23 protein-coding genes are annotated in these 19,809 nt (G+C 64.1%); 14 read left to right on the forward strand and 9 right to left on the reverse strand.

The window, feature by feature from the left end:
* The 3 genes from BGN91_RS04480 to rocD all read left to right on the forward strand — a co-directional run.
* Window positions 1-232: helix-turn-helix domain-containing protein (locus BGN91_RS04480; RefSeq protein WP_292610892.1), on the forward strand; the 232-nt coding region annotated here is incomplete at its 5' end.
* Window positions 233-242: 10 nt separating this feature from the next.
* A complete protein-coding gene (locus tag BGN91_RS04485; protein ID WP_292610931.1) occupies window positions 243-1,631 on the forward strand; it encodes an ATP-binding protein in 1,389 nt (462 codons plus the stop codon).
* 203 nt (window positions 1,632-1,834) lie between these two features.
* Complete coding sequence (rocD, locus tag BGN91_RS04490; RefSeq protein ID WP_292610894.1) at window positions 1,835-3,052, forward strand: ornithine--oxo-acid transaminase; 1,218 nt, start codon at window positions 1,835-1,837, stop codon at window positions 3,050-3,052.
* Between the two features lie 257 nt (window positions 3,053-3,309).
* On the opposite strand, the gene BGN91_RS04495 is transcribed toward rocD, so the two are convergent.
* The 3 genes from BGN91_RS04495 to BGN91_RS04505 form a co-directional block, all read right to left on the reverse strand.
* A complete protein-coding gene (locus tag BGN91_RS04495) occupies window positions 3,310-4,821 on the reverse strand; it encodes an aldehyde dehydrogenase family protein (protein WP_292610896.1) in 1,512 nt (503 codons plus the stop codon).
* Between the two features lie 160 nt (window positions 4,822-4,981).
* Entirely contained in the window at window positions 4,982-5,812 is an 831-nt protein-coding gene (proC, locus tag BGN91_RS04500; RefSeq protein ID WP_292610898.1) for a pyrroline-5-carboxylate reductase, read from the reverse strand.
* A gap of 65 nt (window positions 5,813-5,877) precedes the next feature.
* Entirely contained in the window at window positions 5,878-6,378 is a 501-nt protein-coding gene (locus BGN91_RS04505; protein ID WP_292610900.1) for a YbjN domain-containing protein, read from the reverse strand.
* A gap of 690 nt (window positions 6,379-7,068) precedes the next feature.
* Here BGN91_RS04505 and BGN91_RS04510 point away from each other — a divergent pair.
* The 3 genes from BGN91_RS04510 (at window position 7,069) to ychF (ending at window position 9,625) form a co-directional block, all read left to right on the forward strand.
* Entirely contained in the window at window positions 7,069-7,779 is a 711-nt protein-coding gene (locus BGN91_RS04510) for a 50S ribosomal protein L25/general stress protein Ctc (RefSeq protein WP_292610901.1), read from the forward strand.
* 14 nt (window positions 7,780-7,793) lie between these two features.
* Window positions 7,794-8,405, forward strand: coding sequence for an aminoacyl-tRNA hydrolase (gene pth, locus BGN91_RS04515; RefSeq protein WP_292610903.1), 612 nt, complete (start codon window positions 7,794-7,796; stop codon window positions 8,403-8,405).
* A gap of 122 nt (window positions 8,406-8,527) precedes the next feature.
* Window positions 8,528-9,625: a redox-regulated ATPase YchF gene (gene ychF, locus BGN91_RS04520; protein ID WP_292610905.1), complete on the forward strand. Its 1,098-nt coding sequence runs from the start codon at window positions 8,528-8,530 to the stop codon at window positions 9,623-9,625.
* A gap of 125 nt (window positions 9,626-9,750) precedes the next feature.
* Here ychF and BGN91_RS04525 read toward each other — a convergent pair whose 3' ends face one another.
* Window positions 9,751-10,044 (reverse strand): DUF4282 domain-containing protein, encoded by a 294-nt coding sequence (locus tag BGN91_RS04525; protein WP_292610907.1) that lies wholly within the window; start codon window positions 10,042-10,044, stop codon window positions 9,751-9,753.
* A gap of 171 nt (window positions 10,045-10,215) precedes the next feature.
* Here BGN91_RS04525 and BGN91_RS04530 point away from each other — a divergent pair, with 171 nt between their 5' ends.
* From BGN91_RS04530 to BGN91_RS04540, 3 genes are all read left to right on the forward strand, one after another.
* On the forward strand, window positions 10,216-10,674 hold the full coding sequence (locus tag BGN91_RS04530) for a MaoC family dehydratase (protein WP_292610909.1): 459 nt from the start codon (window positions 10,216-10,218) through the stop codon (window positions 10,672-10,674).
* A gap of 4 nt (window positions 10,675-10,678) precedes the next feature.
* Window positions 10,679-11,161 (forward strand): MaoC family dehydratase, encoded by a 483-nt coding sequence (locus BGN91_RS04535; protein ID WP_292610910.1) that lies wholly within the window; start codon window positions 10,679-10,681, stop codon window positions 11,159-11,161.
* Between the two features lie 266 nt (window positions 11,162-11,427).
* Window positions 11,428-11,580, forward strand: a complete 153-nt coding sequence (locus tag BGN91_RS04540) for a hypothetical protein (protein ID WP_292610912.1) — start codon at window positions 11,428-11,430, stop codon at window positions 11,578-11,580.
* A gap of 28 nt (window positions 11,581-11,608) precedes the next feature.
* Here the strand turns inward: BGN91_RS04540 and BGN91_RS04545 are convergent, their stop codons facing one another.
* Window positions 11,609-11,863 (reverse strand): accessory factor UbiK family protein, encoded by a 255-nt coding sequence (locus BGN91_RS04545; protein ID WP_292610913.1) that lies wholly within the window; start codon window positions 11,861-11,863, stop codon window positions 11,609-11,611.
* Between the two features lie 312 nt (window positions 11,864-12,175).
* Here BGN91_RS04545 and lgt point away from each other — a divergent pair, with 312 nt between their 5' ends.
* From lgt to BGN91_RS04570, 5 genes are all read left to right on the forward strand, one after another.
* Window positions 12,176-13,042 (forward strand): prolipoprotein diacylglyceryl transferase, encoded by an 867-nt coding sequence (lgt, locus tag BGN91_RS04550; RefSeq protein WP_292610914.1) that lies wholly within the window; start codon window positions 12,176-12,178, stop codon window positions 13,040-13,042.
* A 25-nt stretch (window positions 13,043-13,067) separates the two neighbouring features.
* Window positions 13,068-14,195, forward strand: a complete 1,128-nt coding sequence (locus BGN91_RS04555; RefSeq protein ID WP_292610915.1) for an SAM-dependent methyltransferase — start codon at window positions 13,068-13,070, stop codon at window positions 14,193-14,195.
* Complete coding sequence (gene pgeF, locus BGN91_RS04560) at window positions 14,192-14,962, forward strand: peptidoglycan editing factor PgeF (protein ID WP_292610917.1); 771 nt, start codon at window positions 14,192-14,194, stop codon at window positions 14,960-14,962. Before BGN91_RS04555 ends, pgeF begins: the two co-directional genes overlap by 4 nt.
* Window positions 14,963-15,075: 113 nt before the next feature.
* A complete protein-coding gene (locus BGN91_RS04565; RefSeq protein ID WP_292610919.1) occupies window positions 15,076-15,678 on the forward strand; it encodes a hypothetical protein in 603 nt (200 codons plus the stop codon).
* 144 nt (window positions 15,679-15,822) lie between these two features.
* Window positions 15,823-16,776: a ribose-phosphate pyrophosphokinase gene (locus BGN91_RS04570; RefSeq protein WP_292610921.1), complete on the forward strand. Its 954-nt coding sequence runs from the start codon at window positions 15,823-15,825 to the stop codon at window positions 16,774-16,776.
* A 195-nt stretch (window positions 16,777-16,971) separates the two neighbouring features.
* On the opposite strand, the gene BGN91_RS04575 is transcribed toward BGN91_RS04570, so the two are convergent.
* The 4 genes from BGN91_RS04575 to BGN91_RS04590 form a co-directional block, all read right to left on the reverse strand.
* Entirely contained in the window at window positions 16,972-17,412 is a 441-nt protein-coding gene (locus tag BGN91_RS04575) for a hypothetical protein (RefSeq protein ID WP_292610923.1), read from the reverse strand.
* Window positions 17,413-17,711: 299 nt separating this feature from the next.
* Window positions 17,712-18,062 carry a hypothetical protein gene (locus BGN91_RS04580; protein ID WP_292610925.1) on the reverse strand — a complete coding sequence of 117 codons (351 nt, stop codon included), beginning with the start codon at window positions 18,060-18,062 and terminating at the stop codon, window positions 17,712-17,714.
* A 327-nt stretch (window positions 18,063-18,389) separates the two neighbouring features.
* A complete protein-coding gene (locus BGN91_RS04585; RefSeq protein ID WP_292610927.1) occupies window positions 18,390-18,530 on the reverse strand; it encodes a hypothetical protein in 141 nt (46 codons plus the stop codon).
* Between the two features lie 76 nt (window positions 18,531-18,606).
* Window positions 18,607-19,809 (reverse strand): helicase-related protein (locus tag BGN91_RS04590; protein WP_292610929.1); only part of this gene is annotated, 1,203 nt, incomplete at its 5' end.

The raw sequence follows: 19,809 nt of genomic DNA on the forward strand, positions 1-19,809 counted from the left end.
CGACGACGTCATTCATCTCACCGATCGCGAGCGCGAGATGCTGCGCGTGCTCGCCGCCACGCCCGGCGAGACGGTTCGCCGCGGCGAGCTGAACGGCGGGGGCACCGTCAACGAGCGCGCCGTCGATGTTCAGATCAATCGGCTGCGGCGGAAGATCGAGCGGGATCCCGCCAATCCGCTTTTCCTCCAGGCGGTGCGCGGCGTCGGCTATCGCCTGGTCGCGGCACCCTGAGCTGCCGATGATGAGCACGCTCGACGCCGGCATGACGCTGATCCGCACGGCGTCCCGCCGCGTCTCCCTGGCCAATGGCAGGATGGCGCGGGCATTCAAGAACTGGATGCCCAAGGGCCTCTATGCCCGCGCGCTGCTGATCATGATCGTGCCGATGGTGGTGCTGCAATCGGTGGTCGCTTTCGTGTTCATGGAGCGGCACTGGAACACGGTGACGCGACGACTGTCGACGGCGGTGGTGCAGGATGTCGCCGCGCTGATCGATATCTACAAGGACTATCCGCAGGACAAGGACCGCGCGACGATCCGGCGCATCGCGCAGCAGCGGCTCGGGCTGGTGGTCGATTTCCTGCCGCCGGGCGACATGCCGCCGCCCGGGCCGAAGCCGTTCTTCTCGTTGCTCGATCAGTCGCTGTCGGTGCAGATCAGCAGGCAGATCGGCAAGCCGTTCTGGATCGATACGGTCGGTCGCTCCAGCCTGGTGGAGATCAGGATCCAGCTCGACGACGCGGTGATGCAGGTCTTCGCGCAGCGCAGCGCCGCTTATGCGTCGAACTCGGAAATCTTCATCTTCTGGATGCTGGGCACCTCATCGATCCTGCTGTTCGTCGCGGTGCTGTTCCTTCGCAACCAGATCAAGCCGATCCTGCTGCTGGCGGACGCCGCCGAGCGCTTCGGCAAGGGCCGCGACGCGCCGAACTTCCGTCCGCGGGGCGCGCGCGAGGTCCGCCGCGCCGCGCAGGCGTTCATCGAAATGAAGATGCGCATCGAGCGCAGCATCGAGCAGCGCACTGCGATGCTGGCCGGCGTGTCGCATGACCTGCGCACCATCCTGACCCGCTTCAAGCTGGAGCTGGCGTTGATCGGCGACAGTCCGGAAGTCGACGGCATGCGCAAGGACGTCGACGAGATGCATGGAATGCTCGAGGCCTATCTCGCCTTCGCGCGCGGTGACAGTGGCGAGCACGCGCAGCCGACCGACATGGCGGCCGCGCTGGAGGATCTGCGCAGCGATGCCGAGCGCAACGGCCACGCCGCGACGACCAATTTTCAAGGGCTTCCCGTCGTCACCGTCAAGCCGGCCGCGCTCAAGCGATGCCTCGGCAATCTGGTGTCGAACGCGGCGCGCCATGCCGATTCCATCGCGATCAACGGCCATCGCGATCACCGCTGGCTCACTGTCATGGTCGACGACGACGGTCCGGGCATCCCGCACGACATGCGCGAGGAAGTCTTCAAGCCCTTCCTGCGGCTCGACAGCGCCCGCAATCAGGACGAGGGCGGCTCCGGTCTCGGTCTTGCCATCGCGCGCGACATCGCGCGCTCCCATGGCGGCGACATCACGCTCGGCGACAGTCCGATGGGGGGCTTGCGCGCCACGGTGCGGGTCCCGGTGTAACGGCCGATTGATATCCGCTTTCGCTTACCTGCCGCCGAGGACTTGCAGCATTCGACTGCGCTTCACATTCCGGGATCATTGCTCTGGCTTTCCCGCTTCGCCGCCCCACATTGTAATCAAGCGTTTTAATTGAGCCCGTTCCTGGCAGGAGCGCGTGATGCTCTGTGGCCTCGGGACAGATTCGGGTCGAGGGAGCGAGTGGCATGGATGGCTCGGTTCAACTCGAAATGCGCTTCGGTGCCTCCAACTATGCGCCGATGCCGGTCACCCTCGTGCGCGGCAAGGGCGTCTATCTCTGGGATGAGAACGGGCGGCGCTACATCGACATGATGGGCGCTTATTCGGCAGCGAGTTTCGGGCATTGTCATCCGCGGCTGGTGCAGGCGCTCACCGATCAGGCACGACAACTCGACACCATCTCCCGTGCCTATTTCAGCGATCGTCTCGGCGCGTTTCTTGGCCGTGCCTGCGTCTTGACCGGAATGGATCTCGCGCTGCCGATGAACAGCGGCGCGGAGGCGGTGGAGACGGCGCTCAAGGCCGCGCGCAAATGGGCCTACACCGTCAAGCGAGTGCCGGCGGATCGTGCCGAAATCATCGTGTGCGACGGCAATTTTCACGGCCGCACCATCGCCATCGTCGGCTTCTCCTCCGTGCAGCAATATCGCGACGGATTCGGACCGTTCCCGCCCGGTTTCAGGTCGGTGCCGTTCGGCGACGCGGCGGCGCTCCGGGCAGCGATCACGCCGAACACCGCGGCCTTTCTGGTCGAGCCGATCCAGGGCGAAGGCGGCATCAACGTGCCGCCGCCGGGCTATCTCGCCGAGGTGGCGCGCATCTGCCGGGAGCATGACGTCCTGCTGATCTGCGACGAGATTCAATCCGGGCTTGGCCGCACCGGCAAGCTTCTGGCCTGCCAGCACGACGGCGTGAAGCCGGATGCGGTGACGCTGGGCAAGGCGCTGGGCGGTGGACTTCTGCCGGTGTCGCTGTTTCTGGCGCGCCGCGATGTGATGCAGGTGTTCAAGCCTGGGGATCACGGCAGCACCTTCGGCGGCAATCCGGTCGCCGCCGCGGTCGGGCTGGCGGCGCTGGATACGCTGATCGAGGAGAAGTTGATCGAGCGGTCCGCCCGTCTCGGCGCGCATCTGCTCTCCCGGCTCGCCGCGATCAGGAATCCGATCATCCGCGAGGCGCGCGGGCGCGGACTGTTCGTTGGCGTCGAGCTGGATCGCGATCTCGTCAGCGCGGCTGCGGTGGCGACGCGGCTGTTGCAGGCCGGCGTGCTGACCAAGGACACGCACCGCAACACCGTCCGCTTCGCGCCGCCGCTGACCATCGAGGAATCCGAGATCGATTGGGCGGTGGACCGCGTCGCCGAGGTGCTGGATGAATTCGCTCGCGCGGACGTTCATCCTTAGAGAAATGAATATGACATTCGCGGCGCTTGCTAGAGCCGTTCACGGCTTGATGGAATCGGAATGTCGATCTTCTTCACCTCTCTCCGCCGGGAAGAGGTCGGCACCATAAGCGCGGTTACGCGCGTCTTCGACGCGCTATGGTGCCGGGTAAGGGGGGTCAAACTCGATAGGTATTACCCCTCACCCCAACCCTCTCCCCATGGGAGAGGGAGTTCGCTGTGCCCGGTGATGCGTTTTTATCTAAAGATGAATTTGCTCTAACCGATGTCGAAACGGACGCCCTGTGCGAGCGGAAGATCGTCGCTGTAGTTCACGGTGCTGGTGAGACGCCGCATGTAGGCTTTCCAGGCGTCGGAGCCGGCCTCGCGGCCGCCGCCGGTTTCCTTTTCGCCGCCGAACGCGCCGCCGATCTCCGCGCCGGACGGGCCGATATTGACATTGGCGATGCCGCAGTCGGAGCCTTTCGGGGAGAGGAATTTCTCCACCTCGCGCATGTCGGTCGAGAAGATCGATGACGACAGGCCGTGAGCGACGGCGTTGTGCTGTGCGATCGCGACGTCGAGATCGGCGTATGTCATGACGTATAAGATTGGCGCGAAGGTCTCGCGCAGCACCGGCCCGGTCTGCGCCGGCATCTCCACCAGCGCCGGCCGGACATAATACGCATCAGGAAACCGCTGCTCATCGACACGCTCGCCGCCATGGACCCGCGCGCCGTGCGCCTGCGCTTCCTCAAGCGCGCGCTGCATGTTCAGGAATGCGGCTTCGTCAATCAGCGGACCGACCAGCACCTCGTCACTCGTAAGCGGGTCGCCGATCCGCACCGAGGCATAAACGCGTTTCAGTTTCGCCATAAACTCGGCGTGGATGCTGTCATGGATGAACAGCCGTCGCAGCGTGGTGCAGCGCTGGCCGGCGGTGCCGATGGCGGCGAAGGCGATGGCGCGCAGCGCAAGATCGAGATTCGCCGAAGGGCAGACGATCGAGGCGTTGTTGCCGCCGAGTTCGAGAATGCTGCGGGCGAACCGCCGCGCAAGCTGCGTTCCGACCTCGCGGCCCATCGCTGTCGATCCGGTCGCGGAAACCAGCGGCACCCGTGAATCGCCGACCAGGACTTCGCCGACGTCGCGTCCGCCGATCAGCACGGTGGACAGGCCGTCCGGAATGTTGCCCGCCTTGGCGGCGGCGCGCCCGAACAGCGCCTGCACCGCCAGCGCCGTCAGCGGAGTTTTCTCCGACGGCTTCCAGATCACCGGATTGCCGCAGACCAGCGCCAGGGCCGCATTCCACGACCACACCGCGACGGGGAAATTGAACGAGGTGATGACGCCGACCGGGCCGAGCGGATGCCATTGCTCCATCATGCGATGATCGGGGCGCTCGCTGGCGATGGTGAGGCCGTAGAGCTGCCGCGACAGGCCGACGGCGAAGTCGCAGATGTCGATCATTTCCTGCACCTCGCCGCGGCCTTCCGAGGCGATCTTGCCGGCTTCGATGGTGACCAGACGTCCCAGCGCATCCTTGGCGGCGCGCAGTTCGAGGCCGAGCAGCCGGATCAATTCGCCGCGTTGCGGTGAAGGGATCTGACGCCATTGCCGGAATGCTGCTTCGGCCCGCGCAATGGTCTCGGCGGCGCGCTGCGGACTTGCGTCATCGACGTAAGCGATGGTTTCGCCGGTCAGCGGCGATCGCACGGCGCGCATACCCTGCCGGCGGTCGGAAGCCACGCCGAGATGATCCAGCAGGGATGTGACCTCGTTTGCGAGCACGGCAGATTTCTCTCGTCGAATGGTCGTTGACTGCCGCCATGTTGCGGCATGTCACGACAATTCTTCAAGTCTCATCAGCGTTCCGGCGGTATGCGGCGGCGGTGCGCCGCGAAGGTCGTCGGATCGCCGGAGTCGCTTCGGTCTTTGCGTGAAAGAAAAATTACGTCGCCAGTTCCCTGGATCGTCGTGCCGCGGCGGCGACCGCGCGCGTCATCAGGTCCTTCAGACCGTCCTCGCCCATCAGGACAGCGAGGGCGGCCGCCGTCGTGCCGCCGGGCGAGGTGACGTTCTGGCGCAGCGTCGCCATGTCGAGATCGGATCGGTGCAGCAGTTCGCCCGAACCGGCGACGGTCTCGCGCGCCAGCCTTGCGGCGAGATCGGCGGGCAGACCGGCGGCGACGCCGGCGCGCGCCATTTCCTCGGCGAGCAGAAAGACGTAGGCCGGTCCCGATCCCGAGACCGCCGTCACGGCATCCATCAGCGCCTCGTCGTCGATCCATTCCACCGCGCCGGTGGCGCGCAGCAGCGCGTCGGCCGTGGCGCGCTGTCGCGCGTTCACATCCTTTGCGGCAACGGCGACCGTGATGCCGCGACCGATCGCGGCCGGCGTGTTGGGCATCGCGCGAACGATGTTGCCGCCGCAGACCGCGTCGAGCGCGGCGATCGTCGTGCCTGCCATGATCGACACCACCAGGGTCGAGCGTTTGATCAGCGGCCGCAACGCCGGGCCTGCGTCGCCAAACGTTTGCGGCTTGACCGCGAGCACGAGCGCCGCGACGTCGTCGGTCGTCGTTATCGCGGCGTTCAGCCGGACTCCGCGGGCTTCGAGCGCGCGGATATCGTCGGAGAGATGGGGATCGATCACGGCGACGCGCGTCGGATCCAGCCCCTGCGCAAGCCATCCGCTCAGCAACGCACCGCCCATCTTGCCCGCACCGGCGAGAACCACGGCGCCGGAGATGTTTGAGAGGGGAGTTTGCGATTCAGCCATGACAATTATTTCCGGCGCCGATGAATAGCGCTCACATTATCACCGATAATGGCGTCGCCGGAAAGCTAAGCCTCGCCCTGGGTGTCGAACATCGCGGCGGTCATCGCCTCGGCCGCGGTCTTGCCGGCCCAGATCACGAACTGCAGCGCGGGATAATAGCGCTCGCAGGCATGGATCGCGCCGGCGAGCATCTCCGCGCATTGCGCGCTCGACGCCGTCAACCCCTCGGGTAAAATAAGGGCGTGGCGGTACATGATCGTGCCGGTCTGGGTCCAGATGTCGAAATGCCCGATCCATAGTTGCTCGTTGATGGCGGCGATGGCGCGCTGGGCCTCGTTGCGGCGGGCGGCCGGAATCTTCATGTCGAAGGCGCAGGCGAGATGCAGCGCCTCGATCTCGCCCATCCAGGTGAAGGTGAGCTGATAATCGGTCCAGTTGCCCTTCGAGATAATGGTGATCTCGTCTTCGCCGGAGCGCTCGAACGCCCAGTCGTTGGTGGCGGCGATGTCCTCGACCACCGCCAGCGGATTGTTTCTGGAATCGATAACGCCTTCGAGCAGCGACATGCCGTCCCGATCCTTGCTGTTTGTCTGTGTTGATACGCACGCATAGGACGGCCGCGGTGCTGGCACGCCGCGGGACTTCGATCGCTCAGACGATCCATCACTGCGCGGATCGGATGAGGAATGATGTCCTGCGCGGATCAAGTGATGTGATTTGCGGAATCCGCGCAACGCCGCCCCGAGTCCGTCCACAGGCAAAGCGCGCGTCGTCCACAACTGATCAAACGGCGCTACGACTCGCGGCCGTGAACAAAACGGAATCGGATTCGCGTCGCGCGAGTCCTGCGGTTCTGACTCGCTTGCCGCGAGTCTCGCATGATCGGGCCTGACTGAATCAGGACCGATGATTTTCGAACGCCTGTTGCGAATGGCTGACAGCCGGCGCACCCATGCATGTCGGCGTTATCGTTCCGGATGGACCGAGCGATCGTGTCGCGTTGGTTGACGTCGAGGTCAAGAATAGGGACGTTGCGCCGGAGGTCTCTCGTTGCGGTCCGATATTCCCGGCGCTGAGCGGGCCTCTCGCGACGGCCGGAGGAGCCAGAAAACCCCTGTCGTTTCCTTGTTATTTTGGACGTTTGCGGCTAGAAGGCGGTCGCGTCTCATGGCCCCCGCACCCCTGGAGGCTTGCCGGTGACGTGCAACGGGCCGCAATTGCGGCCTTTAACTTTTTGAAAAACAAGGACTAAAACGATGGCGACCGTCAGGGAATTGAAGGCGACCGCACGTCCGAAGAGCGGCAAGGGGGCCGCCCGGGCTGAGCGTCGCGCCGGCCGTGTGCCCGGAGTGATCTATGGAAACAACCAGCCCCCGCAGCCGATCTCGGTCGAGGAAGGGGAGTTGCGTCAGCGCATTCTGGCGGGCCGTTTCCTGACCACGATCTTCGACGTCAGCCTCGATGGCAAGAAGCACCGCGTGATTCCGCGCGACTTCCATCTCGATCCGGTCAAGGACCTTCCGATCCATGTGGACTTCATGCGGCTCGGCGAAGGCGCCACCATCCGCGTCAGCATTCCCCTTCGCCTGCTGAAGGCGGACGTCGCGCCCGGCGTGAAGCGCGGCGGCACGGTCAACCTCGTGACCCACGCGATCGATGTCGAATGCGCGGCCGACAGTATTCCTCAGTTCATTGAAGCCGACGTCGGCGGTCTGGAAATCAGCCACTCGCTTCATCTGTCCGATGTCAAGCTGCCGCCCGGCGTGAAACCGCTGGCGCGAGAGGACGTCACGCTGGTGACCATCGTGCCGCCGTCCGGTTATGCGGAAGAACTCAAGGCCGCAGCCGCTGCCGCGGCCGGTGCCGCGGCTCCTGCTGCCGGCGCGGCTCCCGCGGCGGGCGGGACGGCCGGCGCAGCCACTGCAGGCGCGAAGGCGCCAGCAGGCGGTGGCGACAAGAAGAAATAGGCGATATCCCGTTCATGCGCCTGTTTGTCGGACTGGGCAATCCCGGCACAAAGTATCAGGACAATCGGCACAACATCGGGTTCATGGCCGTGGACGAGATCGCGCGGCGTCACGGTTTCGCGCCGTGGCGCCGCCGTTTTCAGGGCGAGTCGTCTGAGGGCAGGCTCGGTCAGGAACGCGTCATTCTGCTCAAGCCTACGACCTTCATGAACAACTCCGGCCACGCTGTTCAGGACGCCGTGCATTTCTACAAGCTGGCCCAGGGTGACGTCGTGGTGTTTCACGACGAGATCGAACTCACGCCGGCCAAGGTTCGTGTCAAGGTCGGCGGCGGCATTGCCGGACACAACGGTCTGCGATCGATTTCGGCGCATATCGGCAACGAGTATCGCCGCGTCCGTCTCGGTATCGGTCACCCCGGCGTCAAGGATCGTGTGCTGACGCATGTCTTGGACGACTTCGCCAGAAGCGAGCGGCCATGGGTCGAGGCGCTGGTGAATGTCGTCGCGGAAAACGCGGCGCTTCTCGTCGCAGGCCAGGACACCGCGTTTCAGAACAAGGTTCATCTTGCGGTCCAGGCGAAGGGACTCGTCGAGAAGAACGACGGTTCTGAAAGCGTCGAATGACACAGCCGCCGTTGCGCGGCGCGGAGCACCGAAGCAACCCGGTTTGAACACCATCGCTGGATTGCTTCGCTCAGCGCAAGATCGCGCGCTTGCAATCAAGATCAAAGATTTTCGAGGATCATATGGGGTTCAAATGCGGTATCGTCGGGTTGCCCAATGTCGGCAAGTCGACCCTGTTCAACGCGCTGACGGAGACGGCGGCGGCGCAGGCGGCGAACTATCCGTTCTGCACGATCGAGCCCAATGTCGGCGCCGTGGCGGTGCCGGATCCGCGCCTCGACGAGCTCGCGGCGATCGCCAAATCGGCGCAGATCATTCCGACGCAACTGACGTTCGTCGACATCGCGGGTCTGGTGCGCGGCGCCTCCAAGGGCGAAGGACTCGGCAACCAGTTTCTCGCCAACATCCGCGAGGTCGACGCGGTCGCGCATGTGGTGCGTTGTTTTGAGGATTCCGACATCACGCATGTCGAGGGCAAGATCGCGCCGCTCGCCGATATCGAGACCATCGAGACCGAGCTGATGCTGGCCGATCTCGAAAGCCTCGAGAAACGGGTCGACAACCTCTCGAAAAAAGCCAAGGGCAACGACAAGGAAGCCAAGGAGCAGCTCGATCTGGTCGAGCGCGCGCTCAAATTGTTGCGCGACGGCCAGCCGACGCGCGGCATGGAGCGAAAGCCGGAGGAAGAGCGCAATTTCCGCATGCTTGGACTTCTGACATCAAAGCCGGTGCTTTACGTCTGCAACGTCGAGGAAGGTTCGGCGGCGGGCGGCAACGCCTTCTCGCAGGCGGTGTTCGAGCATGCGAAGAAGGAAGGCGCGGTCGCGGTTGTGATTTCAGCCAAGATCGAATCCGAGATCGCAACCTTGTCGCGCGAGGAGCGCGTCGATTTTCTCGAAACGCTCGGACTGGAGGAGGCGGGCCTCGACAGGCTGATACGCGCCGGCTACGACCTGCTTCATCTCATCACCTATTTCACCGTCGGTCCGAAGGAGGCGCGCGCCTGGACCATCACCAAGGGCACCAAGGCGCCCGGCGCGGCCGGCGTCATTCACACCGATTTTGAGAAGGGATTCATCCGCGCCGAGACCATCGCTTATGCCGACTATGTGGCGCTCGGCGGCGAGGCGGGCGCGCGCGATGCCGGCAAGCTGCGGCTCGAAGGCAAGGAGTATGTCGTCGCCGACGGCGACGTCATGCATTTCCGGTTCAATACCTGAGATTTGCGCGTCACCCGAGCTTCCAAATTTTTCGGCTATCCGGGCAAGAGACACATTCCTTCATCATGCCCGACATAAAGCCGGGCGTGACGAAAGTTGGCGAAATTTTCTCACCGCTTGTCGCGTTATCGCATCGTACCCTTTTCGCGGATCGCGCCGAGATGCTCGTTGATGCGGAACACGATCAGGATGCATTCGGCGGCAATGCGCGAAAACACGATGCCGGTCAGGGCGCCTGCAATACTCAGGAGTATCGCGATGAAGCCACCGAACGGGCTCACCGCCATCGTGGCCAGACCGGAGAAGATGCCGGACAAGCCTGACAGGACGATCAACACGATAACCAGCCAATAGAATATCTTGATGATCGTGGGCGTGATGAAGCGATCCCACTGAAACAGATCCCGGAATTGAAACATCTGCCGCTCCCCCTCGCATGGCCGCACCACCGTCTCAGTCGGCTGGCACTTGTTTCTCCGGACCGAACCCCACGGTCCGCACCGGGCAAGCGCAACTTTTGTCGTGCCGGCGCGGGTTGAGATTGCCGCAAATAAGGGCCACAATCGGGCCGTCTTTCAGCAGGCCTCGATATGACCCTGACATTTGAGGATTTTCCCGTCGGGCGTTTCGGCACATTCGGACCGCGGCATGTCAGCCGTGATGAAATCGTCGCCTTTGCGGCGGAGTTCGATCCGCAGCCCATGCACCTCGACGAGGAAGCGGCCAGGCGCTCCATGCTGCGCGGACTGTCAGGGTCGGGCTGGCATTTGTGTTCGCTCATGATGCGGATGATGTTCGACGGCTATATCGGACGGACCGCTTCGCTCGGTTCTCTCGGTGTCGATGAAGTTCGCTGGCTGGCGCCGCTGCGTCCGGACGACGATCTGATGCTGGATGTCGACGTCGCTGCGGCGCGGGTGTCGCGCAGCCGCCCGGAGACGGGGATCGTGACCTTCGCGATGCGCGTACGCAACGCGTCCGACCAGGTGCTGCTCGAGGCGGTTTCGCCGATCATCATCAGGCGGCGTGCGGCGGCGGCGGAAAGCTGACCCGATGCGCTATCTCGAGGACATGGATGTCGGGGAGCGTCGCGATCTCGGCTCGTTTACCTTCACCGCCGAGCGCATCAAGGCGTTCGCGGCGCAATTCGATCCGCAGCCATTTCATCTCGATGAGGAGGAGGGCCGCAAATCGCTGTTCGGCGGCCTTTCGGCTTCCGGCTGGCACATCAGTTCGGTCTGGATGAAGCTCGCGGTGGCGGACGGTTTGCGCGAGGCGGCGGAGGCCGCGGCGCGAGGCGAAAAGCCCGCGATGTGGGGGCCGTCCCCCGGGTTCCGTGACCTGCGCTGGATCAAGCCGGTGCTGGCGGGCGACACCGTCAGCTACGCCAGCGAAGTCGAGTCGCTGAGAGCCTCCCGCTCCCGGCCTGAATGGGGTGTGCTGCAGGTGCGCAACACCGGAACCAACCAGCGCGGCGAGCTGGTGTTTTCCTTTCTGGCGTCGGTTTTCGTGGCGCGCCGGAATCCGCACGATTGAGGGCCCCCCGATTGGTTCGGGCGCCGCACGACCGGCCTTCCGGTTGCGCTGTAATTTATTCGAAAAAACCGGTGTCCCGTTAAGGAATTATGAACCCTGAGCCGCTCTTGTCGAGCCGCATGGAGCCCTCCGCTTTCGGTGAACCGGAAGCGGGCTCCATGATCTTGATTTGACGCGTTTTCTTCACGCGAACCGGTATCCATCCTCGGGTCAAGCCCGAGGCCATGCTTCGCTCGAAAACGCTCTGAGGGGCAGGAGAGACGGCGATGGCGGATCGCACCGGATTGAAGATTGTCGGCATTCTCTTCGCGACCGTGACGCTGGCTGTAACCGTGGCGACCTGGACGGTGGTGAAGGGCTATTCCGATGGCGTGTATTCGCTGGAGAATGGTACGCCGGCGCGTATAGCGGTTCGCTGAGCGAGCCTGGCAAAAAGGCGGGCGGGTTTCAGCCGCCGCCAAGACGCGCTTCGAGCGCCGCAATGCGCGCCTTCAGCGCCTCGTTGTCCTCGCGCGCGAGCCGCGCCATCTCCTTCACGGCCTCGAACTCCTCGCGCTTGACGATGTCGAGGTCACGCATGATCTTTTCGGCCTGATTGCGGACCACCGCATCGACCTCGCGCTTGAACCCCTGCGCTGCGCCGGCCGCGTCGTTCATCAGCTTTCCAATCTCGTCGAAAAACCGATTGCTGGTCTGGGTCATCTCACTGTCTCCGGTCGGCGGCATCGCCACGCGTCGACTCAGAGAATGGCAATCCGGACCCGGCAGTTCAAGCCCGCTTGATGGTCGCCCCTCCCGCAAAGCCTTGTCAGTGCCGGATTTCCTTGCAATCGTAACCTTCCCGCGAAGCAAAAGCCCGACCTCAAAATGAATTGCCGATGATCGACCAGCAGATCGAGTTTCCCGCCAGGGACGGCCGTACCGCGCCCGCGTTTCACCGGGATCACACCGGACCATTCTGCGCATTGCCCGGGCGGTATCGCCTCTCCCCACCGGGGAGGCGCTAGAAAAACCATGCCGTTTCTCCTCATCACCTATCCTGTCTTCGATCCGATCGCCATCTCGCTCGGCCCGATCGCGATCCGCTGGTATGCGCTGGCCTATATCGGCGGCATCACGCTCGGCTGGCTCTATGCGCGGGCGCTGCTCAGGAGCGAGAGGCTCTGGGGCGGCCCGGCTCCGATCTCGGTGGTGCAGCTCGACGACTTCATCCTTTGGGTGACGATCGGCATCATCGTCGGCGGCCGAACCGGCTATGTGCTGTTCTACAACCTGGATTTCTTCATCCGCCATCCTGCCGAGATCTTCGAACTCTGGAAGGGCGGCATGTCGTTCCACGGCGGCTTCATGGGCTGCGTCGTCGCGGTGATCCTGTTCTGCCGCAAGCACGGCCTGCCGATGCTCTCGCTCGGCGACGTCGCCACCGCCGTCGGGCCGATCGGCCTGTTTCTCGGCCGCATCGCCAACTTCATCAACAGCGAATTGTGGGGCCGCCCGGCCGACCCGAACCTGCCCTGGGCGATGGTGTTTCCCAATGGTGGCCCGCTGCCGCGGCATCCGAGCCAGCTCTACGAGGCTACGCTTGAGGGTCTCGTGCTGTTCACGATCCTCGCGCTGATGATCCGTGCCGGCGCGCTGAAGCGGCCGGGGTTGGTTCTCGGCAGCTTCATTACGCTGTACGCGATGGCGCGCATAACAGGCGAATTCTTCCGCGAGCCCGATCCGCAACTCGGATTTCTGTGGGGCGGACTGACCATGGGAATGCTATTGTCGATTCCGATGATGATCGCGGGGCTCGCCGTTATATACGCCGCCTGGTCGCGCGGTCCGCGGACGTCAGGCACACAAACGATTTCGAATCCTGACGTGTCCCAAGGCTGATTCCAGGCTGATTTCAAGGCTGATCGTGACCGAAATTTCTCCGCTGCTTGCCGAGATCAAGAAGCTGATCAAGACATCCGGCCCGCTGCCGGTCTGGCGCTATATGCAGATCTGCCTGACCCACCCTGAACACGGCTACTACATTTCGCGCGACCCGCTGGGGCGCGAGGGCGACTTCATCACCTCGCCCGAGGTCAGCCAGATGTTCGGTGAACTGCTCGGATTGTGGGCCGCGTCGGTGTGGCGCACGATGGGCTCGCCGGCCAAGTTGCGGCTGATCGAACTCGGGCCCGGCCGAGGCACCCTGATGGCGGATGCGCTGCGTGCGCTGCGCGTGTTGCCGCCGATGTACGACGCGCTCAGAGTCCATCTGGTCGAGATCAATCCGGTGTTGCGCGAGAAGCAAAAGGCGGCCTTGTCCGGGGCGCGGAATGTCAAGTGGCATGCGCGCCTTGATGAGGTGCCGCAGGGACCGGCAATCATTCTCGCCAACGAATATTTCGACGTGCTTCCGGTTCATCAGATGGTGAGGCATGGCGACGGCTGGCACGAGCGTGTGGTCGATGTCGACGGCAACGGCCAACTCGTGTTCGGCATCGCCGCGGAGTCGGTGCCTCGGTTCGACGCATTGCTGCCGCCGCTGGTGCGCGCGGCGCCGGTGGGGGCCATTTTCGAATGGCGGCCGGATGCCGAGATCATGTCCATTGCGACCCGCGTTCGCGATCAGGGGGGAGCTGCGCTGATCATCGACTATGGCCATGTGCGCAGCGATGCCGGCGATACCTTTCAGGCCATCGCAGGACACAGCTTCGCCGACCCGTTGAAATATCCCGGTCAGACCGACGTCACCGCCCATGTCGATTTCCAGGCGCTGGCCCGCGCCGCCGAGGACGTCGGCGCCCGCGTACACGGACCGGTGACGCAGGGAGCGTTCCTGCAACGGCTCGGCATAGAGGCCCGCGCCGTCAGTCTGATGGCGAAGGCCAGCCCCGAAGTGTCGGAGAATATCGCAACCGCGCTGAAACGGCTGACTGAAGGCGGCCGCGGCGGCATGGGATCGATGTTCAAGGCGATCGGCGTTTCCGATTCCAGCTTCACCGAACTGGTGGGGCTGAGCGATCAGGAGCGGCGCGGCGGAATCGTGGCGCCATGACTCTCGCATCCTCGCTGCTATCCGCGATTTCCGGGCTGCGGCACGCCTTTTTCACCCGCGAAGGCGGCGTCTCGCAAGGCATCTACGAGAGCCTGAATGCCGGCATCGGCTCGCAGGACGACCCGGTTCATGTGGCCGAGAACCGGCGACGCATGGCCGAAGCCATGGGCGTTGCGCCGGCGGATTTTCTTTCCCTCTACCAGATTCACTCGCCCGATGCCGTGATCGCCGACAGGCCCTGGGACACCGCAACGCGGCCGCGCGCCGATGCCATCGTCACGAGAACGCCGGGACTTGCGATCGGTGTCACCGCGGCCGACTGCGGCCCCGTCCTGTTCGCCGATCCGCGAGCCCGCGTCATCGGCGCCGCACATGCCGGCTGGAAAGGCGCGCTGACCGGCGTCCTGGAAAAGACCCTCGATGCGATGGAAACGCTCGGCAGCAAACGTCCCGACATCGCCGTCGCCATCGGTCCGCTGATCCGGCAACGGAGCTATGAGGTCGGCGCCGAATTCGTCACGCGATTTACGGAGACGAATCCGAGCTATGCCGGGTTCTTCGTTCCGTCGGAGCGTGACGGCCATGCCATGTTCGATCTCGGCGGCTTCATCCGGATGCGGCTGGAGCACGCCGGCGTCGAGACGATCGATGATACCGGCATCGATACTTATTCGGACGAGCGTTTCTTCAGCTATCGCCGCTCGGTGCATCGCAAGGAGCCCGACTTCGGCCGTCACGTCCATGCCCTTGTGCTGGAAGCCGATTAAGCGGGCCGGATCAAGCCGGACCGATGCGGCGGCGGTAACCGGTTCTGTCGGGCTTCGCCCTAGACGTTAACGCGTTTTAACGATATCGCTCGACGGAACAGGGACGTCAGCGAATGTCTTTCAGGAGCCTACGCGCCGGGCGGGCTGGACGCGCCGTCGTGCTTCTGGCGGCGCTATGCGCGCTGGCCGGCTGCGCGGGTGGCGGCAACGGCGGCGAATCCTTCGCGCAGGCCGGCGGCGGCGCGACCGTTGCGTTCGAGTCCGTCGACGGACCGCCGCCGCAGGTATTCGACCGTCTCGTCAATATCCTCAATTCGGAATCGCAGCTCCGCAACCTTTCCATCGTGTCGCGCGAGACGTCGGCCTCCTATCGCGTGCGCGGCTATCTCGCGGCCGAGGTCAGCCGCGGCCGCACAACCATCGCCTGGGTCTTCGACGTCTACGATCGCAGTCAGAACCGCGCGCTGCGCCTGAGCGGCGAGGAGCCCGGTGGCAAGGCCGGACGCGATGCGTGGGCGGCCGCCGACGACCTCACCCTGCGCAGGATCGCTCAGGCCGGGCTCGGTGGATTGAGCAGCATGGTGAATGGCGCCGCTCCGCCGCCCGAGACCGAGCCGGCTCCATCCCAGCCACAAGATCCGGCGATAGCCAGCGCCGACGATTCGGCGGGGGCGGGCGGCGCACAGGCGGGCGCGCTCGGATTCGCTGCGCAATAAGGCCATCATTTTACGCCGGAATCCGCGATCCCCGTATTGCCAGGGTTGGCTACTCCTTGATACACCGCCTCCGACGGGGCGGAGAGGTTCTCTGGAGTCGGGATGTTGAACGTTGTACCCACCACATCGCGGGGAGAAGCGTCGATGTCCGCCAAAAACGGCGCGGTCAAGCTGGTTGCAGGCAATGCCAACCCGGCGCTGGCGCGGGAAATCGCCAAATGGCTGGGGCTTGAACTCACCAAAGCCAGCGTGCGGCGTTTCGCCGACAACGAAATCTTCGTGGAAGTGCTCGAGAACGTGCGCGGCTCGGACGTCTACGTGATCCAGTCGACGTCGTATCCGACCAACGATCATCTGATGGAACTTCTGATCATCACCGACGCGTTGCGCCGCGCATCGGCGCGACGGATCACCGCCGTCATTCCCTACTTCGGCTACGCGCGGCAGGATCGCAAGGTCGGTTCGCGCTCGCCGATCTCGGCCAAGCTGGTGGCCAACCTGATCACCCGCGCCGGAACCGACCGCGTGCTGACGCTCGACCTGCATGCGGGGCAGATTCAGGGCTTCTTCGATATCCCGACCGACAACCTTTACGCTTCACCGGTGATGGTTCGCGACATCAAGGAGCGGTTCGATCTCGGCAATCTGATGGTGGTGTCGCCGGACGTCGGCGGCGTGGTGCGCGCGCGCGGCCTCGCCAAGCGCATCAATGCTCCGCTAGCGATCATCGACAAGCGCCGCGAGCGCGCCGGCGAATCCGAGGTCATGAACGTGATCGGCGACGTCGCCGGTTCGACCTGCATCCTGATCGACGACATCGTCGATTCCGGCGGCACGCTGGTCAATGCCGCCGACGCGCTGATCGCCAAGGGCGCGAAGGACGTCTATGCCTACATCACTCACGGCGTGCTGTCCGGCGGCGCCGCGGCACGCATCGCCGGCTCGAAACTGAAAGAGCTGGTCATTACCGATTCGATCCAGCCGACCGACGCCGTCAACAATACCGGAAACATCCGCTTGCTATCGATCGCCGGCCTGATCGGCGAGGCGATCAACCGCACCGCCGCCGAACAGTCGGTCTCGAGCCTGTTCGACTGAGCGTTGTTCTGGCGGAAGCGGCGGCGGCGCGGCGGACTTGAATTCCGGAGTTGGCGTCGAGGCTGGCCACGCAAAAGCGGTTTCGAGCAAAGCGACGTCCGGTTTGCGCGAAGAGAACGCGTCAAGTCCAAACATAAAAGCTCCGCTTCTGATTCCATCGGAAGCGGAGCTTTGACGTCGAAAAAACCGGTAATGCTAATCGTTACGCAGATTCTCGGCGGTGCGTTTCCATTGCGCGACGTTTTCCGCGATCATCCGCGTCGACTTCATCGCAGCCTGGCTCAACTGGGCATAGCCTGAGATTTCACGCTGGACGCGCTGGCCTTCCGCATGCAGCAGGTCGCGGAGGCTTTCAAGCTCGGTGACAAGGTTCTCGATCTCGGCAAGCGACGTTCCGGCCACGCGCTGGATCAGCGAGTTGACATTGTTCACCGTCGCTTCCGTGCTTGGCTCCAGCTTCGCGTCGGTGCTGGGCGCGCCCGTGGCGGGCCGGCGCAGATAGGCGATGTCGTTGCGCACGAAATCGCGGATCCCGGCTTCGACTTCCGAAACGGCGGCGAGGTTGGTGTCGGCCTCGGTCGTGCTCGGTTCGGTCTGCTCGGACGACGTGGCTGGTGTGGCTGGATTGGCGTTCATCGGCTTGTTCCCTGTTTCGCGTTGAGCGAGCGCGGATGTCCCCCCGCACGACGAATATCTGACGCGGCCATCAGTGCTGCCGATTTTGACAACATCGGGGCCAATCTGCGGCGAGCCCCGTTCATTCCCGGAAATCGGACCGGCTTTCCCGTGGCTCGCCGTTTTGCGGTTGAATGCCGGGGTCGGAGGAGGATGGTGAATCGGTTGCCCCGGGTAATACACCCTGCATTCGGGTTCGTCCCCCGGTAGTTGCAGTCTTTGAGGATATGGATTCAGGTGATGTCGAGGGCCTGAGCCGATCAGGACTTTGGTGATTTCTTCGCTTTAGCTTCGGATGGCGCTGTTCTGGCGGGGGCTCTTTTCGATGCTGCGGCTGGTTGCGCGACGAAGGCATCGGCCGTTCGCCGCATCGCGCGTGCGTAGCTGTCGGCGGCGTTGTCGGCTGACATTTGCAGCCGCCTCGCGGCCGCGGTCCCTTCCTCGTACGCCTGCTTTGCCATCTGACGATAACGTTGCTTCGCCGTGGCATCCTTGGCCTTGGCGGCGAGGGCAAGGTAGCGAGCGCGCCGCGCCTTCACCGCCGCCGTCAGGCTCTTGTGCTGCTGCTTCGCAAGCTTGCGGATGATGACGTCGAGATCGGCGTCCGCCATGGAGTGGATAGTCCTTGAGTGCCGTGGGAAAGTCGGGAGTGACGTAGCAGGCGGACGGGGGAATGACAATCAGGCGCCGCTCCGCAAGTCGCCACTGTCATTGGGGGGTAATGTCGGCAGTTCTTTCACTAAAGGTGACGACGCCGCATGGGTACGCTGCTCGTGCTTTCCGGCTTTGCGCTCTGGCCGGCACGGCCGGGTGCGCCGCTGCTCGTGCGTGAGGCGTGGGACGCGCCACGCTTCTGGACGCTGGGCCTACCCTTGCTCTTGCTTGTCCAGGCGATCGCCGCTGGTGCCCGTAACGACGTAGCGATCAGGCGCCGGCCGCTACGGGCTCTCGTCGGTCTCCTTGCCGGCATCATACTGCTCCGTCCGGCGGCCGGCGTAGTCGGGCGCCGGGTCGGGGATGCGATACAAGGCTAGCGAAGCCCGCCCCGCGATCGAAATGATTGACGATGCGAGCGTCATCGTCTGTCTGCTCTCGTTGACGAGTGTGCCTCTTGCATTTGCGCTCGTCCTCGCACTTGCAAGCCGCTCCGATCTGTCACCTCTTCTTCCATCCACCCCGCTTACCCGGCGCGCCGCCGCTCGAGCGCGGGCGCGGACCGAATTCAGGGCCGGATTCGCGCGAATTGGTCGGCTGAAAAATCCTGCTTTCCGTGCCGGGACCCATCTCATCCAGCGTCGGCTTGCGCGGCTTAGGCCGGGCACCGGTCGGTTTCACCTCGTGCCAGGTGGCGATGCCCATCTCGTCAAGCGATGGCTTGTGGATTTTTGAGGTTGCGGAACCGCGCTTGGCAGACTTTCCGGACGGTCTGCCCTGCGCCGCTTTGTCCAGTCTCGCCGGCAGGTTCGCTGCGTCTCCATATCTTTTGTTGCCAGCATAGACGCCGGCTTTCGCCGCGACGCCGCGCTGCTTGATGGTGGGATCATCCACGACCGCCAACTCTGTAGCGCGCAGCCGCTTGACTTCGTCGCGCAGCCGCGCCGCTTCCTCGAAGTTCAGGTCGGCGGCGGCTTCCCGCATCCGCGTTTCCAGGTCGGCCAGCACAGCCTCGAAATTGTGGCCGATGGCGACCGCGTCGTCGGCCAGGAAACCTGAGCCCGCGCCGTCGCCGATCTCCACCAGCACATGGTCGCGCTCGTAGACGCTGTTCAAGATATCGCCGATGGACTTCTTGACGCTCTCCGGCGTGATGCCGTTGGCGGTGTTGTATTCCACCTGCTTTTCGCGACGGCGGTCGGTCTCGGCGATCGCGCGCTGCATCGATCCCGTCACCTGATCGGCATAGAGGATGACGCGGCCGTCGACGTTGCGCGCGGCGCGGCCGATGGTCTGGATCAGCGAGGTCTCGCTGCGGAGAAAACCTTCCTTGTCGGCGTCGAGGATCGCGACCAGCGCGCATTCGGGAATATCGAGGCCCTCGCGCAACAGGTTGATGCCGACCAGCGCATCGAATGCGCCGAGCCGCAGATCGCGGATGATCTCGATACGTTCGATGGTGTCGATGTCCGAATGCATGTAGCGCACGCGGATTCCCTGCTCGTGCAGATATTCGGTGAGGTCCTCCGCCATGCGCTTGGTCAGCACGGTGATCAGCGAGCGATAGCCCTTCGCGGCGGTGGCGCGCACCTCGCCGACCAGGTCGTCGACCTGAGTCCGCGCCGGACGGATATCGACCGGCGGATCGATCAGGCCGGTCGGGCGAATCACCTGCTCGACGAACACGCCGCCGCTTTCGTTCAG

The sequence above is a fragment of the Nitrobacter sp. 62-13 genome, from assembly GCF_001896955.1.
Classification (GTDB): domain Bacteria; phylum Pseudomonadota; class Alphaproteobacteria; order Rhizobiales; family Xanthobacteraceae; genus Nitrobacter.

What these genes read in the sequence shown, in the direction of transcription:
- BGN91_RS04535 (WP_292610910.1), top strand. Translation starts at nt 10,679, where the DNA reads ATGCGCTATCTCGAGGACATGGATGTCGGGGAGCGTCGCGATCTCGGC.
- BGN91_RS04545 (WP_292610913.1), bottom strand. Translation starts at nt 11,863, where the DNA reads ATGACCCAGACCAGCAATCGGTTTTTCGACGAGATTGGAAAGCTGATG.
- BGN91_RS04525 (WP_292610907.1), bottom strand. Translation starts at nt 10,044, where the DNA reads ATGTTTCAATTCCGGGATCTGTTTCAGTGGGATCGCTTCATCACGCCC.
- BGN91_RS04510 (WP_292610901.1), top strand. Translation starts at nt 7,069, where the DNA reads ATGGCGACCGTCAGGGAATTGAAGGCGACCGCACGTCCGAAGAGCGGC.
- BGN91_RS04530 (WP_292610909.1), top strand. Translation starts at nt 10,216, where the DNA reads ATGACCCTGACATTTGAGGATTTTCCCGTCGGGCGTTTCGGCACATTC.
- BGN91_RS04565 (WP_292610919.1), top strand. Translation starts at nt 15,076, where the DNA reads ATGTCTTTCAGGAGCCTACGCGCCGGGCGGGCTGGACGCGCCGTCGTG.
- BGN91_RS04585 (WP_292610927.1), bottom strand. Translation starts at nt 18,530, where the DNA reads ATGACGCTCGCATCGTCAATCATTTCGATCGCGGGGCGGGCTTCGCTA.
- BGN91_RS04505 (WP_292610900.1), bottom strand. Translation starts at nt 6,378, where the DNA reads ATGTCGCTGCTCGAAGGCGTTATCGATTCCAGAAACAATCCGCTGGCG.
- BGN91_RS04575 (WP_292610923.1), bottom strand. Translation starts at nt 17,412, where the DNA reads ATGAACGCCAATCCAGCCACACCAGCCACGTCGTCCGAGCAGACCGAA.
- BGN91_RS04540 (WP_292610912.1), top strand. Translation starts at nt 11,428, where the DNA reads ATGGCGGATCGCACCGGATTGAAGATTGTCGGCATTCTCTTCGCGACC.
- BGN91_RS04485 (WP_292610931.1), top strand. Translation starts at nt 243, where the DNA reads ATGAGCACGCTCGACGCCGGCATGACGCTGATCCGCACGGCGTCCCGC.
- BGN91_RS04570 (WP_292610921.1), top strand. Translation starts at nt 15,823, where the DNA reads ATGTCCGCCAAAAACGGCGCGGTCAAGCTGGTTGCAGGCAATGCCAAC.
- pgeF (WP_292610917.1), top strand. Translation starts at nt 14,192, where the DNA reads ATGACTCTCGCATCCTCGCTGCTATCCGCGATTTCCGGGCTGCGGCAC.
- lgt (WP_292610914.1), top strand. Translation starts at nt 12,176, where the DNA reads ATGCCGTTTCTCCTCATCACCTATCCTGTCTTCGATCCGATCGCCATC.
- ychF (WP_292610905.1), top strand. Translation starts at nt 8,528, where the DNA reads ATGGGGTTCAAATGCGGTATCGTCGGGTTGCCCAATGTCGGCAAGTCG.
- BGN91_RS04580 (WP_292610925.1), bottom strand. Translation starts at nt 18,062, where the DNA reads ATGGCGGACGCCGATCTCGACGTCATCATCCGCAAGCTTGCGAAGCAG.
- pth (WP_292610903.1), top strand. Translation starts at nt 7,794, where the DNA reads ATGCGCCTGTTTGTCGGACTGGGCAATCCCGGCACAAAGTATCAGGAC.
- rocD (WP_292610894.1), top strand. Translation starts at nt 1,835, where the DNA reads ATGGATGGCTCGGTTCAACTCGAAATGCGCTTCGGTGCCTCCAACTAT.
- proC (WP_292610898.1), bottom strand. Translation starts at nt 5,812, where the DNA reads ATGGCTGAATCGCAAACTCCCCTCTCAAACATCTCCGGCGCCGTGGTT.